The sequence below is a fragment of the Microbacterium aquimaris genome, assembly GCF_039531285.1.
Classification (GTDB): Bacteria; Actinomycetota; Actinomycetes; order Actinomycetales; family Microbacteriaceae; genus Microbacterium; species Microbacterium aquimaris.
The window spans coordinates 208,120-223,770 of sequence record NZ_BAAAPT010000001.1 but is presented as its reverse complement, the minus strand read 5'-3'; the positions used below and the strand labels follow the sequence as shown (position 1 = coordinate 223,770).

Sequence of the window (15,651 nt, the reverse complement as noted above, 5' to 3'; positions counted from 1 at the left end):
GGGACAGGTTCGCGGAAGGGTGGAGGACATGGAACAGATCGCGGTGCGGGTGGAGAACCTGCGCAAACAGTACGGGCGCCGCACGGCCGTCGACGACGTGTCGTTCGAGATCCGCACCGGGGAGACCTTCGCTCTGCTGGGTCCCAACGGTGCGGGGAAGTCCACGACGGTCGAGATCCTCGAGGGGTACCGTCGGCGCACCGCGGGGGAGGTCCGCGTGCTCGGTCACGACCCCGCCCGTGGCGACGCGGCGTTCCGCTCGCGCATCGGCGTCGTGCTCCAGTCCGCCGGCGAACTCGGTCCGCTGTCGGTGCGCGAGCAGCTCACGCAGTTCGCGGGGTTCTATCCGCGGGCACGCGACGTGGACGAGGTGATCGCGGCGGTCGGTCTCACCGAGCACGCCGGTCGTCGGGTCTCCAAGCTGTCCGGTGGACAGCAGCGCCGCGTCGACGTCGCCCTGGGCATCATCGGACGCCCGGAGCTGCTGTTCCTCGACGAGCCCACCACCGGCTTCGACCCGACTGCCCGCCGTGCGTTCTGGGACCTGATCCGTTCGCTCGCCTCCGACGGGGTGACCATCGTGCTCACGACCCACTACCTCGACGAGGCCGCGCAGCTCGCCGATCGCGTCGGCGTCATCGCCGACGGGAGGATGCGGGCCATCGGAGGCGTCGACGACGTCGGGGGGCTCGCGTTGCGGACCCCGGTGGTCCGATGGCGTGTCGGCGACCGCACACAGGAGCAGCGCACGAGCGAGCCCGGGCGCTTCGTCGCCGAGCTCGTCGACCGCCACGGCGACGAGCCGGCCGAGCTGCAGATCATCCGTCCCACCCTCGAGGACGTCTACCTCGACCTCGTCGCCGACACGTCCGACCCCGCAGAGAAGGAGACCGCGCGATGAGCACCGTCGCCCTGGGTGCGTGGCGCACCCGATTCGAATTGATCCAGTACTTCCGCTCCGGCGACACGCTGGTCTTCACGTTCCTGTTCCCGATCGCCCTCCTCGCCCTCTTCTCGGCGATCTTCGGTGCGGACGGCGACTTCAGCGCGGGGCCCGGCCTTCCCGCCGTCCCGGTCGCCCAGATGTACCTGCCCGCCATGCTCGCCGCCGGCATGCTCCTCTCGGGCTTCCAGAACCTCGCGATGGACATCGCCGGTGAGCGCACGAACGGGATGCTCAAGCGCCTGGGGGCGACCCCGCTGTCGCCGATGTCGTACTTCCTCGGCAAAATCGGGCAGGTCGGGGCCACCTCGGTCATCCAGGCCGGCCTCATCATCGCCTTCGCGGCGATCGTCTTCGACGTCCCCCTGCCCACCGAGCCCGAGAAGTGGGTCACCTTCGCGTGGGTGTTCGTGCTCGGCGTGGTCACGTCGTCGCTGCTCGGCGTCGCGCTGTCGGCGGTGCCCCGATCGGGCCGTAGTGCGAGTGCGGTGATCATCCCGATCGTGCTCGTGGTGCAGTTCATCTCCGGCGTCTACCTCTTCTTCTTCCTGCTTCCCGACTGGCTGCAGACGGTCGCGAGCGCGCTGCCGGTGAAGTGGATGGCGCAGGGGATGCGTGAGGTGTTCCTCCCGGCCGAGTACGCCGTCCTCGAACAGAACGGCGAGTGGAACCTCACCGGTGTCGCCATCGCCCTCGCGGTGTGGCTGCTCATCGGACTCCTCCTGGCACGGCTGACGTTCCGGTGGAACCGCCGCGACGCGTAGCCTGAACCCCGACGCGTCACCGGAAGAAGCACATGTACGACAAACGTTGGTGGGACATCGCCGTCGCCGGAGGGCTGGCCGCCATCGCCGCTCTCTCGGTGGCGGGACTCGGCGCCACCGGGCCCTCCGGGTGGACATGGACCGCGGCGTGCCTGGTCGTGTTCGTCCTCGGGTACGCCCTGGTCCGACCGGGCATCGTGCGCGGGGCAGCCGCCCCCTGGCGCCTGGCCGTCGGGATCCCGGTGATCGCCGCGTCGATCCTGTTCGGGATCGCGGTGGCGCCGTTCCTGGCCATGTTGCAGTCCCTCGCGTTCCCCCTGGTCTGGGTCACGACGTCCACCAGACGCGCGGCGATCGGCGGAAGCGCCGCGGTCGCCGCCGCGACCTTCCTCGGTTTCCTCGTGGGGGGCGGCTTGTCTTCCGGGGCGATGTGGACGGGCCTGCTCACCGCCGTCATCTCCTTCGTGTTCGCCGTCGCCCTCGGGCTCTGGATCAGCGCCATCGCCGAGTACGCCGACGACCGGGCACGACTGGTCGCCGAACTGACCGCCGCGCAGGCGCAGGTCGAGATGCTCAGCACGGAGCGGGGCGCCGCCGCGGAGCGTGAGCGACTCGGCCGCGACATCCACGACACCCTCGCGCAGACGCTCGCCGGGCTCGCCCTCCTCAGCGAGCGCGCCCGCCGCCAGTTGGGGCGGGGGGAGGTCGACGCGGCGGTGGAGGCCGTCGCGACCGTCGAGCAGCTGTCCCGAGACGCGCTCGCCGAGGCGCGCGGGCTCGTCGCGCGCACCGCCGCCGTTCCGGCCGACATCGCCCTCGGCGAGGCGGTCGAACGCCTCGTGGAACGGTTCCGTACCGAAGCCGGCCTCGCCGTCGACCTCACCGTCGGGCTCGACCGCGACGCCGACATGAGCCGCGACACCCAGCTGGTCGTGCTCCGTTGCCTCCAGGAGGCGCTGTCGAACGTGCGCAAGCACGCCGACGCGGCCGCCGTGCGGGTCACGGTCGCCGCCGACCCGCACGCGGCACGGCTCGAGGTCGTCGACGACGGTCGCGGATTCGACCCCGACGCGCGGCGCACCGGATTCGGTCTCGACGGGATGACCGACCGCGTGGCGCTGGCCGGCGGCACCCTGGCCGTCGATTCGCACACGGATGGGGGGACCGCCCTGACCGTGGTCCTGCCCGCAGCCGTCCCCGACCCGGAGGAGCAGACCGCATGATCCGTCTCGTGATCGTCGACGATCATCCCGTCGTCCGCGCGGGCCTGGTCGGGCTCCTCTCCGACGAACCGGGACTGGAGGTCGTGGGGGAGGCGGCGGACGGTGAAGCCGCGGTCCGGGTCGTCGCCGCCACCACGCCCGACGTCGTCCTGATGGACCTTCGGATGCCCGGCGTCGACGGGGTCGCCGCGACGACGAGACTGGTCGCCGACCACGCCGCCCGCGTGCTCATCCTCACCACCTACGAGTCGGACGACCAGATCCTCGCCGCCATCGAAGCCGGCGCCAGCGGCTACCTGCTCAAGGCGGCGCCGCAGGACGAGATCGTCGCGGGCATCCGCTCGGTCGCCGCCGGACAGACCGCGCTGAGCCCGCAGGTGGCGGTTCGGCTCGTCCAGCGGATGCGCGAGCCGGCGCCGGAAGCGGCCGCCTCGCTCACCGTACGCGAGACCGAGGTGCTGCGGCTCGTGGCGGCGGGGCGAAGCAACAAGCAGATCGCGGCCGCTCTGGGCATCGGGGAATCGACCGTCAAAACGCATCTGCTGCGCGTGTTCGAAAAGCTCGATGTCGCCGACCGGACCAGGGCGGTCACCCTCGCCATGGAACGGGGCCTGCTGACGTAGCAGAGCCCCCTCCGGGGGAGGGGGCTCTGCCGGATCCGCAGCCGGGTCAGTCGGCCAGGTAGCGGGAGTATGCACTCAGGGTCAGAAACGCCGGGAACTCCTCACCGGTCGCGACCTCGCGGAAGATGCCGGCCGCTTCGTCGAAGCGGTCACCGTCGAAGCGATCCACCTCCTCCAGAACCCGCCCGATCAGACCCTCGATGTACTCGCGGGTGATCGCGGTGCCGTCCTCGATGGTGCGGTCCTGGTGGATCCATTGCCAGATCTGGCTCCGCGAGATCTCGGCGGTGGCCGCATCCTCCATCAGGCCGTCGATCGCCACGGCGCCGAGGCCGCGCAACCACGCCTCGATGTAGCGGATGCCCACCGAAACGTTGTCGTGCACGCCCTTCGCGGTGATCGGACGACCGATCTGCAGGTCCAGCAGATCCGCGGCCGTCACATGCACGTCGTCGCGCTGCCGTTCGACCTGGTTCGGGCGCTCGCCGAGCACCGCGTCGAACTCGGCCATCGCCGTGGGGATCAGGTCGGGGTGGGCAACCCACGTGCCGTCGAAGCCGTCGCCGGCCTCGCGCTTCTTGTCCGCGGCCACCTTCTCGATCGCCATCGCCGTCATCTCCGGGTCGCGCCGGTTGGGGATGAAGGCGCTCATGCCGCCGATCGCGAAGGCGCCCCGCTTGTGGCAGGTCTTCACCAGCAGCTCGGTGTAGGCCCGCATGAACGGTACCGTCATGGTCACTTCGCTCCGGTCCGGCAGCACGAACCGGGCGCCACGGCCGCGGTAGTTCTTGATGATGGAGAAGATGTAGTCCCAGCGTCCGGCGTTCAGGCCCGCGCAGTGCTCGCGCAGCTCGAACAGGATCTCCTCCATCTCGAACGCCGCCGGCAGCGTCTCGATCAGCACGGTGGCCCGGATGGTGCCGTGCGGGATTCCGATGTACTCCTCGCTGAAGCTGAAGATGTCGTCCCACAGCTTCGCCTCCTCGGCCGATTCGAGCTTGGCGATGTAGAAGTACGGTCCACGCCCACGCGCGATCAGTTCGGCCGCGTTGTGGAAGAAGTACAGCCCGAAGTCCACCAGCGAACCGGAGGCCGCCATCGACCGGCTCAGCCGGTCGGTGAAGCGGATGTGCTCCTCGACCAGGTGCCAACCGCGCGGACGCATCACGATCGTGGGTGTGCGCTCGGCGGTCACGCGGTACTCCTTGCCCGCGTCGTTGGTGAAGCTGAGCTGCCCGCGGATGCCGTCGTACAGCGACAGCTGCCCCTCGATGACGTTCTGCCACGTCGGGCTGGTCGCATCCTCCTGATCGGCCAGCCACACCCGCGCGCCGGAGTTGAGGGCGTTGATGGTCATCTTGGGGTCGGTGGGCCCGGTGATCTCCACGCGGCGGTCCTCCAGGCCGGGCCCTGGTCCGGCCACGCGCCACTCGGGGTCGTCCCGGATGTGCGCGGTGTCGTGGCGGAAGTGCGGGTCGAGCCCGTTGCCGATCTCGAATCGGCGGCGCATCCGGTCGGCGAGGCGATCGTGTCGACGGCCGGCGAAGCGGTGGTGCAGGGCGGCCAGGAACGCGACGGCCTCCGGCGTGAGGATCTCTGCGTATCGGGGCCCGATGTGGCCCATGATCTCGATGGACGCCTCGCCGGCGTCGGTCGGGATCGGTCCGGTCGTGGGGCGGATCTGGTCCGTCGTGGGCGGGATGCCCGTGTCGGTGATGGTCATGATCTCTCCAAGTCGTCGTTCCCCGGGCCGCGTGTCCCGCTTTCTGCTCTTCCGCAGAGGCAGAGGCACAGAAAGTGGGACATGCGGTGGGGTGGGTGGGAAATTGTGCGGTGTCAGTGGAACTGCTGCGCCTCGGTGGATCCCACCAGGGCGAGGGTGGCGCTGTCGGGGTTGAGCGCGGTGGAGACGTGGTCGAAGTATCCGGTGCCCGCCTCGCGCTGGTGCTTGGTGGCGGTGTAACCCTGCGCCTCGGCGGCGAACTCGGCCTCCTGCAGCTCGACGTACGCGCTCATGGCGCGTTCGGCGTAGCCGCGGGCGAGGTCGAACATGGAGTGGTTCAGGGCGTGGAATCCAGCCAGGGTGATGAACTGGAACTTGTACCCCAGCTCTGCCAGCTCCGCCTGGAAGCTGGCGATCTGCGCGTCGTCCAGGTGGCTCTTCCAGTTGAAGCTCGGCGAGCAGTTGTACGCCAAGAGCTTTCCGGGGAATTTCTCGTGGACCGCTTCGGCGAACGCGCGTGCGAGCTCGATGTCGGGTTCGCCGGTCTCGACCCACAGCAGGTCGGCGTACGGGGCGAAGGACAGGCCGCGGCTGATGACCGCATCCAGTCCGGGGCGGACCCGGTAGAAGCCCTCGCTCGTACGCTCGCCGGTGGTGAACTCCCGGTCCCGCGGATCGACGTCGCTGGTGAGAAGGTCGGCCGCGAGGGCATCGGTGCGGGCGATGATGACCGTCGGCACGTCCGCGACGTCGGCGGCCAGGCGGGCGGCGTTGAGGGTGCGGATGTGCTGTTGCGTGGGCACCAACACCTTTCCACCGAGGTGGCCGCACTTCTTCTCGCTGGCCAGCTGATCCTCCCAGTGGATGCCGGCGGCACCCGCCTGGATCATCGACTGGGCGAGTTCGTAGGCGTTCAGCGGTCCGCCGAACCCGGCCTCGGCGTCGGCGACGATGGGGGCCATCCAGTCCCGGGAGATCTCGCCTTCGGCGTGCTCGATGCCGTCCTGCCGCAGCAGGGCGTTGTTGATGCGGCGCACGACGGACGGGACGGAGTTGGCCGGGTACAGGCTCTGGTCGGGGTAGGTCTGCCCGGCCAGGTTGCCGTCGGCGGCGACCTGCCATCCCGAGAGGTAGATGGCCTTCAGTCCCGCGCGCACCTGCTGCACGGCCTGGCCGCCGGTGTAGGCGCCGAGCGCCCGGATGTACTCCTCCGTGTGCAGGAGATTCCAGAGGTTCTCCGCGCCGCGGCGGGCGAGGGTCTGCGCTTCTCGGACGGATCCTCGAAGGCGGACGACGTCCTCGGCGGTGTAGGTGCGCTCGACCCCGTCCCATCGCGGGTCGGTGTCCCAGACCTGCTGGAGGTCGGCGGCGGTCTGCGTCTGGTCGCCCGCACGGAGGGGCGGCTGTCCGGGGGTGGCGAGATACGTCATCGGCTCTTCTCCTGGGTTGGGTCTCCGGCATGTCGTCGGAAGGTCGTGAGACCACTCTCGGTGAAGATCGGCGACGGATCCGGCCATATTCGATGTGAAGAGTCCCGATAATTCTGCTGTTGTGACAGAATCGCGCTATGACTGTCACCGACCCGGGAACGGATGAGCTCGATCAGGTCGACGATGACGAGGTGGACACCCTCACGATCGGCCGGCGCATCCGTCAGTTGCGCACCGCGCACGGCATGACGCTGGACGCGCTCGCCGATGCCGTCGACCGTGCGCCGAGTCAGCTGTCGATGATCGAGAACGGCCGCCGCGAGCCGAAGCTCACTCTCCTCCGCTCGATCGCGCGTGCGCTGGGCACCTCCCTGGATGCGCTGCTGGAATCCGAGCCGCTGGACGAACGGTCCTCGATGGAGATCGCGCTCGAGCGGGCGATGCGCGGACAGACCTTCCAGGCGCTCGGGATCGCGCCGTTCCGCATCGCCAAGACCATCCCGGACGACGCATTGCGGACCATGCTTGCCCTGCAGGGCGAGATCGAGCGGCTCCGTGACGAGCGGTCGGCCACGCCCGAGGAGGCCCGACGGGCCAACGTGTCGCTCCGACGGTTGATGCGCACGCAGAACAACTACTTCCCCGAGCTGGAGCAGCGTGCCCGGGAGATCCTCGCCGCCGTCGATCACCCCGGTGGCCCGCTGACCCAGCGCACCGCATCCGATATCGCCGCCCACCTCGGGTTCACGTTGCACTACGTGCCCGACCTGCCGCAGACCACCCGCAGTGTCGCCGACATCCGCAACGGGCGTCTGTACCTCTCCAGCCGTCTGTCTTCCAAAGGCGACCCGCGCACCGCGGTGCTGCAGGCCCTCTCGAGCCGCATCCTGGGGCACACCGAGCCCACCGGCTACGCCGAGTTCCTGCGGCAGCGGGTCGAGACGAACTATCTCACCGGCGCCCTCCTGATGCCCGAAGCCCACGTGGTCCCGGCTCTGCAGGCCGCCAAACGCGACCGCTCGATCTCGGTGGAGGACCTCCGCGACACGTACTCCGTGTCGTACGAGACCGCCGCGCACCGATTCACGAACCTCGCCACCGTGCACCTGGACATCCCGGTCCACTTCCTGAAGGTGCACGAGTCGGGCACGATCACGAAGGCGTACGAGAACGACGACGTGAACTTCCCGGCGGACCGGTTGGGGGCGATCGAAGGGCAGATGTGCTGCCGCAAGTGGACCAGCCGCGTCGTCTTCGACGTCGACGACCACTTCAATCCGTACTACCAGTACACCGACACCGGCAACGGGACGTACTGGTGTACCGCCAGGGTCGAGTTCTCCAGCGAGGGGGCGCACTCGGTGAGCGTGGGGGTGCGTTTCGACGACACCAAGTGGTTCCTCGGACGCGACACCACCAACCGCGGCGTCTCGAAGCACTCGGTGGAGGTGTGCTGCCGTCGTGCCCCGGAGGATCTCGAGGCCGCGTGGCGCGAGCACTCGTGGCCGAACGTGCGCACGCCGCGCACTCTGTTGGCGACCTTGCCGACCGGGTCGTTCCCCGGCGTCGACACAACCGACGTCTACGAGTTCCTCGAGGCCCACGCGCCGCGCTGATCCCCGCCCGCCGTCCACGGCATCCTCCGCAGTCACAACGCGCGCGTCTGTCGACCCGACACCCACATCAGCCGACTGCGGAACGCTCCCGCACGCGGGATGTGTCGATTCAAAGGGTGGACGCGCCGCGCGGCGGCGTCAGGCGTCGGGGTCGAGGGCCTGGAAGGCGGCCCAGAGTTCTGCGCGGACGGCGAAGGACGTGAGATCGCGGCCGAGGACCTTCTCTGCCGTGGCGAGCCGGGCGCGGACGGTATGACGGTGCACGCCGAGGGCGCGTGCGGTGGCCTCGTGGGAGCAGTCGGCGTCGAGCCACGCCTTCACCGTCTCGCGCAATGCCGCCGCGCGGTCGCGGTCGAACTCGACGAGGGGGTGCAGCGCGGCTGCGGCGAGGGCTCGCGCATCGACGGTGTCGAGGGCCGTGAGGATGCCGGCCCGTGCCACGTCGGCGAAGCGCGTCACCCCGTCCTCGCCGCGGTCCCGGGCCACGCGGGCCTGGTCCATGGTGCGCGTGAAGGTGTCGTAGGTGGCGGGGGAGGCCACGCCGATGCGGCACCCGAAACGCTCGGCGACATCCTCCAGCACGCCGGTGCGCGAGGCCGGCGTGACGATCACGAGGCCATCCTCGCTGCGCCCGAAGAACAGCGCGCCGCGCCGCTCGTCCGCTCGCACCTCGAGGTACTCGGCGACCCCGTCCGACCAGGCGGCGCCGGCGTCGGTGACCGCGATCGCGAGCGGTGCCTCCGGCATCGGGCCCCACACGTCGCGGGCGATGCGGCGCGCGGCGGCGGAGTCCTCGCCCTGCAGCGACTGCACCACGCCGGCGCGCAGCGCACCGCGTGCGCGGGCGAGATCGCCGTGTTGCTCGAGCGCGAGGCCGGCCATGGCGATGACGGCCGTGACCACGCCACGTCCTTCCCGGTCCAGGTCGCCGGCGCCGATGGCGATGACACCGCGCAGGTGGCCGCCGCGCCCGAGGGTCTGCAGCGTGAAGGGGGTGTCGCCGATCCGCAGCGCGGACCCCGCCCGCGCGCCTCGACGCAGGACCGCACCGATCTCCGCGCGGAGGGCGGTGGCCGTCCCGGCATCGAGGCCGCCGGCGGGATGCTGCCGCGAGAGCTCGCCGGCGGCGTCGAACAGGCCCACCCATGCGCCGAGCTGCCGGGCGAGTTCGGAGACGGTTGCGCCGAGGCCGTCGGGGCGGAGCGCGGCGAGGGCGATCGCGCCCTGCGCCGACAGCGCCCACGTCCGTCGGGCGTAGGAGGTCGCGGCCACCTCTTCGGCGTTCGCGCGCGCCACCGCGATGAACGGGGTGCGGTAGGGCACCTCGAACAACGGCATCGCGGCCGCGCGGCACGCCTCGATCAAAGGCGCCGGCACCCCCTCGCGCACGACCTCGGTGCCGAAACCGATCCCGACCACGCCGCGGTCGGCGAGGCGTCCGACGTACCGGGTGTACGCGTCGTCGTCCACGCCCTCGAATTGGCGGCCGGTGGTCAGCAGGACGAGACCTTCGGAGAGGAACGGTGTCGGATCGGCGAGGTCGCTGGAGTGCACCCACCGCACCTCGTGGGACAAGCGCGCGGCGTCGGCGGTCTCGAGGAACCGGAGCGCGAGATCGCCGCGGCGCAGGAGGGAGGCGATGGTCGGATGCGGCGGGGCGGATGCGGACGGCATGATGCTCCTCGAGTGCTGTACGGCTCGTACAGAGGCCTTCTGAGAATGTACATGCGGGACGGTGCGTCCGGGGGTGCCGCGCTTCTACGCTCGCGAGCATGAGCACCTCTGCCCTCGAGACCGTGCCCGTGGGCGGCCCCACCCTTCCCCAGGAACGCCGCCTCGTGACCGCCATCCCCGGCCCCGCGTCGCAGGCGCTCCTGGAACGCAAGGCCGCTGCGGTCAGCGCCGGAGTGGGCCACACGGTTCCGATCGAGGCGGTCGCCGCCGGAGGGGGCGTCGTCGTCGATGCCGACGGGAACTCGCTCATCGACCTCGGCTCCGGCATCGCCGTGACCACGGTCGGCAACGCGCACCCCGCGGTGGTCGCGGCCGTTCAGGCGCAGGTGGCGCAGTTCACCCACACGTGCTTCATGATCTCGCCCTACGAGTCCTACGTCGGCGTCGCCGAGGCGCTCAACCGGCTGACCCCCGGCTCGCACGCGAAGAAGAGCGCGCTGTTCAATTCCGGCGCGGAGGCCGTCGAGAACGCCGTGAAGATCGCCCGCAAGCACACCGGCCGTTCCGCCGTCGTCGCGTTCGACCACGCCTACCACGGCCGCACGAACCTCACCATGGCACTGACGGCGAAGTCCATGCCCTACAAGAGCGGATTCGGCCCTTTCGCGGGCGAGGTCTACCGTGCCCCGGTGTCGTACCCCTTCCGCGACGGACTCTCCGGTCCCGAGGCCGCGGCACGCGCGATCTCGCAGATCGAGAAGCAGGTCGGGGCCGACAACCTCGCCGCCGTCATCATCGAACCGATCCTGGGGGAGGGCGGATTCATCGTCCCGGCAGAGGGGTTCCTGGCGGAGCTGGTGGACTGGTGCCGCGCGAACGGGGTCGTCTTCATCGCCGACGAGGTCCAGACCGGATTCGCCCGCACGGGCGCGATGTTCGCCAGCGAGTTGTTCGGAATCGTGCCCGACCTCATCACCACCGCGAAGGGGATCGCGGGCGGTCTCCCGCTCGCGGCGGTCACCGGGCGTGCGGAGATCATGGACGCGTCGCACCTGGGCGGGCTCGGCGGGACGTACGGCGGCAACCCGATCGCCTGCGCGGCGGCGTTGGCGACGATCGAGAGCTTCGAGCAGGAGGACATGGCGCGACGCGCCGACCACATCGGCGGTGTGCTCCGTGGACGCCTGGAGGCGATCCAGGCACGCGATCCGCGGCTCGGAGACATCCGGGGGCGCGGCGCGATGGTGGCGGCCGAATTCGTCGACCCGGAGACGGGGGCACCCGATGCCGCTTTGGCCACGACCGTCGCCAAAGCGTGCATCGCGGAGGGGGTCATCGTGCTCACCTGCGGCACGTACGGCAACGTGATGCGGTTCCTGCCGCCGTTGTCGATCGGTGACGACCTGCTTCACGAGGCGATGGACATCCTCGACCAGGAGCTCACCGCGGCCGAAGCCGGCACCGCGCCGACGCTCGCGGGCGATGACGCTCCGCGCCCCGACGCCGACTGAGTCCGCCAGACTCGACGCGGACCGACCGACGGACGAAAGGAATCACATGAGCGAATACGCCGTCGTCAACCCCGCCACGGGGGAGACCCTCGCCACGTATCCGACCATCGCCGACGCCGATCTCGACGCCGCGGTGGCCCGCGCCCACGACGCGGCGCACATCTGGCGCGCCACCGCTCCATCCGACCGCGCCGTGGTCGTGCGTCGCATCGCCGATCTGCACCGCGAACGGCGTGACGACCTCGCGGCGATCATCGTGCGGGAGATGGGCAAGCCGCTGGCCGCAGCCGAGGGGGAGGTGGATTTCGCCGCCGACATCATCGACTACTACGCCGAGAACATCGAACGCATCACCGGCGACACCCCCATCGACATCGTCGGAGAGGGCACCGCTGTGATCCGACGCGCCCCCATCGGCGTGCTGCTGGGCATCATGCCCTGGAACTTCCCCGCCTACCAGGTGGCGCGCTTCGCCGCTCCGAACCTCGCCGTCGGCAACACCATCCTGCTCAAGCACGCCCCGCAGTGTCCCGAATCGGCCGCCGCGCTCGAGGCGATCTACGCCGACGCCGGGTTGCCCGAGGGCGCGTACGTCAACCTCTACGCCACGAACGAGCAGGCGGCGACCGTCATCGCCGATCCGCGCGTGCAGGGCGTGTCGGTGACCGGATCGGAGCGGGCCGGATCTGCGGTCGCAGAGCTCGCCGGGCGTCACCTCAAGAAGGTCGCCCTCGAGCTGGGGGGCTCGGATCCGTTCATCGTGCTGTCCACCGACGACCTCGATGCGACCGTCGCGGCGGCCGTCGACGCCCGCATCGACAACAACGGCCAGGCGTGCAACGGCGCCAAGCGCTTCATCGTGGTCGACGGCCTGTACGACGCGTTCGTCGAGAAGTTCACCGCCGCGATGGCCGCGACCGTGATGGGCGACCCGTTCGACGAGGAGACCGTGCTCGGTCCGTTGTCGTCCCTGGCCGCCGCCGAGCGGCTGCAGGAGCAGATCGACCGCGCGGTCGCCCAGGGGGCGACCCTGACCACGGGAGGCACCCGTGACGGCGCATACATCACCCCGACGGTGCTCACCGGCGTGACTTCGGACATGGACGTGTACGGGGAGGAGCTTTTCGGCCCGGCCGGCGTCGTCCACCGAGCCGTCGACGAGGACGACGCGGTGCGCATCGCCAACGACACCGCCTTCGGCCTGGGATCGTACGTCTTCACGACCGACCCGGCTCAGGCACAGCGCGTGGCCGATCGGATCGAAGCCGGCATGGTGTACGTGAACCTCGTGCTCGCCGACTCGCCCGAACTGCCGTTCGGGGGTGTCAAGCGTTCGGGGACCTCACGGGAACTGGGTCTGCTGGCCGCAGACGAGTTCGTCAACAAGAAGCTCATCCGCATCGCCTGAGCGGGGTGCGTGAGGCCTCTGGCGCCGGCGCGACACCCGGGGCAGGATGGGGGCATGGACGAGTTCAACGACGCGGTCACGGTCCTCGACGAGGGGGAGTGCTGGGAGCATCTCGGCTCGCATCAGCTCGGACGCCTCGTCACGCACGTGGGGGAGGTGCTCGACGTCTTCCCGGTCAACTACGTCGTCGACGGCGCGTCGCTGGTGTTCCGCACGGCGGAGGGGAGCAAGCTCCTGGAGCTGACGGTCAACGACCACGTGCTCTTCGAGGTCGACGACTGGAACGACGAGCGTGCGTGGAGCGTGGTCGCGCGGGGGCATGCACATCGCCTGGATGCGCTGACCGAGATCGAAGCGGCCGATCGGCTGCCGCTCAGGCCGTGGATCCCGACCGTGAAATTCACGTATGTGCGGGTCGTGCCGACCGAGCTGACCGGGCGCGCGTTCGCGCGCGGCGAGGAGCCGGATCGCGATAGCGTGCAGCCGGGCTGACCGGGGTCGGTGAGGCCCCGTGAGTCCCGCACCCCGGTTCGCCGGAGGTGTGGGCATGCCGTACACTGGGGAGTGCAGGACATTTCTGCATTCTTTCGCCGTGCCCGCCACGCGGGCCGTGACACCCTCACCGGACGCGGGCGGAGTATGCGGGAGTCCGAGGTCCGACCGGGCCTCTAGGGCGGTAGCTCAATTGGCAGAGCAGCGGTCTCCAAAACCGCAGGTTGCAGGTTCGATTCCTGTCCGCCCTGCGCGTCAGCCCGAGCTGACACACGGAAGATACAACAGGTGGGTTGATGGTCCAGGACGAGCCGAAGGGCGAAATCGTCGCCTCGAGCGACGGGTCGCGCGAGAAGAAGCCGAACGTCTTCGCGCGCATCGCCCTTTTCATCCGTCAGGTCTTCGCCGAACTGCGCAAGGTCGTCACGCCGACGCGCAAGGAACTGGTGAAGTACACGGCGGTCGTGCTGGGCTTCGTCGTCGTGATGATGGCGATCGTCTACGGCCTCGACGTGCTCTTCGCCTGGACGACTCAGATCGTCTTCGGCGTTCCCGACGGCGCCTGATCCCACCGGTCGAACAGCGGGTGGTGAGCGCCTCACGCGCACACCGACACGGAAGAGAATCAATTGTCTGAAAGATATGTCGACGACGCCGACTGGGCGACCGCCGCGGAGCAGTCCTCCGAGGACGACGAGGCCCAGGAAGGCAACCAGCTCGAGCGTGAGGAGCAGGCCAGTACCTCCGCCGAGCACGTCGCCATCCATGTCGTCGACGAGTCGTCCGACGAACAGGAAGACACCTCGCTGGACGACGTCGACACCACCGACCCGGAAGCAGACGCCATCGTGAACGACGCGCTGAACATCGACCGCACCGACGAGGCCGAGGCGGCCGCCGAGGTGCTCACCGACTCGCTCGCCGAGGAGGAGACCGAGCGTGCGGCGGATGCCGCCGACGAGGTCGCCCCCTACGACGGGCCCGACGTCAACGGCGAGGAGGACGCACCCGCGGTCGACCCCGAGCTGGTCGCCGACGTCGCCGCCGCCGAAGAAATCGTCGACGACGTCGAGGAAGACCCCTACGACGCCTTCCGGGCGGAGCTGCGCTCGCTCGAGGGCAAGTGGTACGTCATCCACTCCTACGCCGGTTTCGAGCGCAAGGTGAAGGCCAACATCGAGCAGCGCAAGTCGACGCTCGAGGTCGAAGAGGACATCTACCAGGTCGAGGTCCCCATGGAGGACGTCGTCGAGATCAAGAACGGTCAGCGCAAGATGGTCACGCGCGTCCGGATCCCCGGCTACGTGCTCGTGCGCATGGAGCTGAACGAGGACACCTGGTCGGTCGTGCGGCACACGCCCGGCGTCACCGGCTTCGTCGGCAACGCGCACAACCCCACGCCCCTCCGCTTCGAAGAGGCCTTCAACATGCTGAAGTCGCTCGTCGAGGTCAAGGAGACCACCCCCGCCAAGGGCTCGGCGCCGAAGGGTTCGCCGACCCAGGCGCGCACCGTCCAGGCCGAGGTGGACTTCGAGGTCGGCGAGACCATCACGATCAAGGAAGGCTCGTTCGCGGGTCTTCCCGGTTCGATCAGCGAGATCAAGCCCGAGAGTGGCAAGCTCACCGTGCTCGTCTCGCTCTTCGAGCGCGAGACCCCGGTCGAGCTGTCGTTCGACCAGGTCACGAAGATGGTCTGACACCCACAGGACTTCCCGTTCGCGGGATACCGCTGCCCGGAACCGCCGGGTCTGCGGGAGAGCAGGATGCGCATGCGCATCCGGTTCGATGAAAGGAAAAGGAAATGGCACCGAAGAAGAAGGTGACCGGCCTGATCAAGCTCCAGATCAACGCCGGCGCCGCCAACCCGGCGCCGCCGATCGGCCCCGCGCTCGGTCAGCATGGCGTCAACATCATGGAGTTCTGCAAGGCGTACAACGCCGCGACGGAGTCGCAGCGCGGCAACGTCATCCCGGTGGAGATCACCGTCTACGAGGACCGCAGCTTCACGTTCATCCTCAAGACCCCTCCGGCCGCCGAGCTGATCAAGAAGGCCGCGGGCGTGCAGAAGGCCTCGGCCACGCCGCACACCGTCAAGGTCGGCAAGATCACCAAGGACCAGGTGCGCGAGATCGCCCAGGCCAAGCAGCCCGACCTCAACGCGAACGACATCGAGGCCGCCTCGAAGATCATCGCCGGCACCGCCCGTTCTATGGGCATCACGGTTGAGGACTGAGGGGAGTAACG

Annotated in this window: 14 protein-coding genes and 1 tRNA gene; 12 read left to right on the top strand and 3 right to left on the bottom strand. The window is 69.5% G+C overall.

What is annotated here, in order from left to right:
- Window positions 1-28: 28 nt before the first annotated feature.
- Genes ABD204_RS01100 through ABD204_RS01085 form a run of 4 tightly spaced genes read left to right on the top strand, consistent with a single transcriptional unit; the run spans window position 29 to window position 3,553 of the window.
- Window positions 29-901: an ABC transporter ATP-binding protein gene (locus ABD204_RS01100; RefSeq protein ID WP_194422890.1), complete on the top strand. Its 873-nt coding sequence runs from the start codon at window positions 29-31 to the stop codon at window positions 899-901.
- Window positions 898-1,707 carry an ABC transporter permease gene (locus ABD204_RS01095; RefSeq protein WP_194422889.1) on the top strand — a complete coding sequence of 270 codons (810 nt, stop codon included), beginning with the start codon at window positions 898-900 and terminating at the stop codon, window positions 1,705-1,707. The genes ABD204_RS01100 and ABD204_RS01095 overlap by 4 nt, the downstream gene beginning before the upstream one ends.
- A 32-nt stretch (window positions 1,708-1,739) precedes the next feature.
- Complete coding sequence (locus tag ABD204_RS01090; RefSeq protein ID WP_194422888.1) at window positions 1,740-2,930, top strand: sensor histidine kinase; 1,191 nt, start codon at window positions 1,740-1,742, stop codon at window positions 2,928-2,930.
- A complete protein-coding gene (locus ABD204_RS01085) occupies window positions 2,927-3,553 on the top strand; it encodes a response regulator (RefSeq protein ID WP_194422887.1) in 627 nt (208 codons plus the stop codon). Before ABD204_RS01090 ends, ABD204_RS01085 begins: the two co-directional genes overlap by 4 nt.
- Window positions 3,554-3,599: 46 nt before the next feature.
- On the opposite strand, the gene aceB is transcribed toward ABD204_RS01085, so the two are convergent.
- Window positions 3,600-5,177, bottom strand: coding sequence for a malate synthase A (gene aceB, locus ABD204_RS01080; RefSeq protein ID WP_409264006.1), 1,578 nt, complete (start codon window positions 5,175-5,177; stop codon window positions 3,600-3,602).
- Between the two features lie 212 nt (window positions 5,178-5,389).
- A complete protein-coding gene (gene aceA, locus ABD204_RS01075; RefSeq protein WP_194422885.1) occupies window positions 5,390-6,706 on the bottom strand; it encodes an isocitrate lyase in 1,317 nt (438 codons plus the stop codon).
- Between the two features lie 137 nt (window positions 6,707-6,843).
- Between aceA and ABD204_RS01070 the strand changes: the two genes are divergently transcribed.
- Complete coding sequence (locus tag ABD204_RS01070; protein ID WP_194422884.1) at window positions 6,844-8,322, top strand: XRE family transcriptional regulator; 1,479 nt, start codon at window positions 6,844-6,846, stop codon at window positions 8,320-8,322.
- 138 nt (window positions 8,323-8,460) lie between these two features.
- Here ABD204_RS01070 and ABD204_RS01065 read toward each other — a convergent pair whose 3' ends face one another.
- Complete coding sequence (locus ABD204_RS01065; protein WP_194422883.1) at window positions 8,461-9,996, bottom strand: PucR family transcriptional regulator; 1,536 nt, start codon at window positions 9,994-9,996, stop codon at window positions 8,461-8,463.
- A 98-nt stretch (window positions 9,997-10,094) separates the two neighbouring features.
- Between ABD204_RS01065 and gabT the strand changes: the two genes are divergently transcribed.
- From gabT to rplK, 7 genes are all read left to right on the top strand, one after another.
- Window positions 10,095-11,507: a 4-aminobutyrate--2-oxoglutarate transaminase gene (gene gabT / locus ABD204_RS01060; protein WP_194422882.1), complete on the top strand. Its 1,413-nt coding sequence runs from the start codon at window positions 10,095-10,097 to the stop codon at window positions 11,505-11,507.
- Between the two features lie 46 nt (window positions 11,508-11,553).
- Window positions 11,554-12,915 carry an NAD-dependent succinate-semialdehyde dehydrogenase gene (locus ABD204_RS01055; protein ID WP_194422881.1) on the top strand — a complete coding sequence of 454 codons (1,362 nt, stop codon included), beginning with the start codon at window positions 11,554-11,556 and terminating at the stop codon, window positions 12,913-12,915.
- Between the two features lie 54 nt (window positions 12,916-12,969).
- A complete protein-coding gene (locus ABD204_RS01050) occupies window positions 12,970-13,407 on the top strand; it encodes a pyridoxamine 5'-phosphate oxidase family protein (protein WP_194422880.1) in 438 nt (145 codons plus the stop codon).
- 178 nt (window positions 13,408-13,585) lie between these two features.
- A tRNA-Trp gene (locus ABD204_RS01045) sits at window positions 13,586-13,658 on the top strand.
- 45 nt (window positions 13,659-13,703) lie between these two features.
- Window positions 13,704-13,973, top strand: coding sequence for a preprotein translocase subunit SecE (gene secE, locus ABD204_RS01040; protein WP_194422879.1), 270 nt, complete (start codon window positions 13,704-13,706; stop codon window positions 13,971-13,973).
- A gap of 63 nt (window positions 13,974-14,036) precedes the next feature.
- Window positions 14,037-15,104: a transcription termination/antitermination protein NusG gene (gene nusG, locus ABD204_RS01035; protein WP_194422878.1), complete on the top strand. Its 1,068-nt coding sequence runs from the start codon at window positions 14,037-14,039 to the stop codon at window positions 15,102-15,104.
- Window positions 15,105-15,208: 104 nt separating this feature from the next.
- A complete protein-coding gene (rplK, locus tag ABD204_RS01030; protein ID WP_194422877.1) occupies window positions 15,209-15,640 on the top strand; it encodes a 50S ribosomal protein L11 in 432 nt (143 codons plus the stop codon).
- Window positions 15,641-15,651: the final 11 nt, after the last annotated feature.

Bases quoted from the DNA above. Each gene is read 5' to 3' on its own strand.
- ABD204_RS01100 (WP_194422890.1), top strand. From the start codon at position 29: ATGGAACAGATCGCGGTGCGGGTGGAGAACCTGCGCAAACAGTACGGG.
- secE (WP_194422879.1), top strand. From the start codon at position 13,704: ATGGTCCAGGACGAGCCGAAGGGCGAAATCGTCGCCTCGAGCGACGGG.
- ABD204_RS01095 (WP_194422889.1), top strand. From the start codon at position 898: ATGAGCACCGTCGCCCTGGGTGCGTGGCGCACCCGATTCGAATTGATC.
- rplK (WP_194422877.1), top strand. From the start codon at position 15,209: ATGGCACCGAAGAAGAAGGTGACCGGCCTGATCAAGCTCCAGATCAAC.
- ABD204_RS01065 (WP_194422883.1), bottom strand. From the start codon at position 9,996: ATGCCGTCCGCATCCGCCCCGCCGCATCCGACCATCGCCTCCCTCCTG.
- aceB (WP_409264006.1), bottom strand. From the start codon at position 5,177: ATGGGCCACATCGGGCCCCGATACGCAGAGATCCTCACGCCGGAGGCC.
- ABD204_RS01055 (WP_194422881.1), top strand. From the start codon at position 11,554: ATGAGCGAATACGCCGTCGTCAACCCCGCCACGGGGGAGACCCTCGCC.
- ABD204_RS01050 (WP_194422880.1), top strand. From the start codon at position 12,970: ATGGACGAGTTCAACGACGCGGTCACGGTCCTCGACGAGGGGGAGTGC.
- ABD204_RS01070 (WP_194422884.1), top strand. From the start codon at position 6,844: ATGACTGTCACCGACCCGGGAACGGATGAGCTCGATCAGGTCGACGAT.
- gabT (WP_194422882.1), top strand. From the start codon at position 10,095: ATGAGCACCTCTGCCCTCGAGACCGTGCCCGTGGGCGGCCCCACCCTT.
- ABD204_RS01085 (WP_194422887.1), top strand. From the start codon at position 2,927: ATGATCCGTCTCGTGATCGTCGACGATCATCCCGTCGTCCGCGCGGGC.
- aceA (WP_194422885.1), bottom strand. From the start codon at position 6,706: ATGACGTATCTCGCCACCCCCGGACAGCCGCCCCTCCGTGCGGGCGAC.
- ABD204_RS01090 (WP_194422888.1), top strand. From the start codon at position 1,740: ATGTACGACAAACGTTGGTGGGACATCGCCGTCGCCGGAGGGCTGGCC.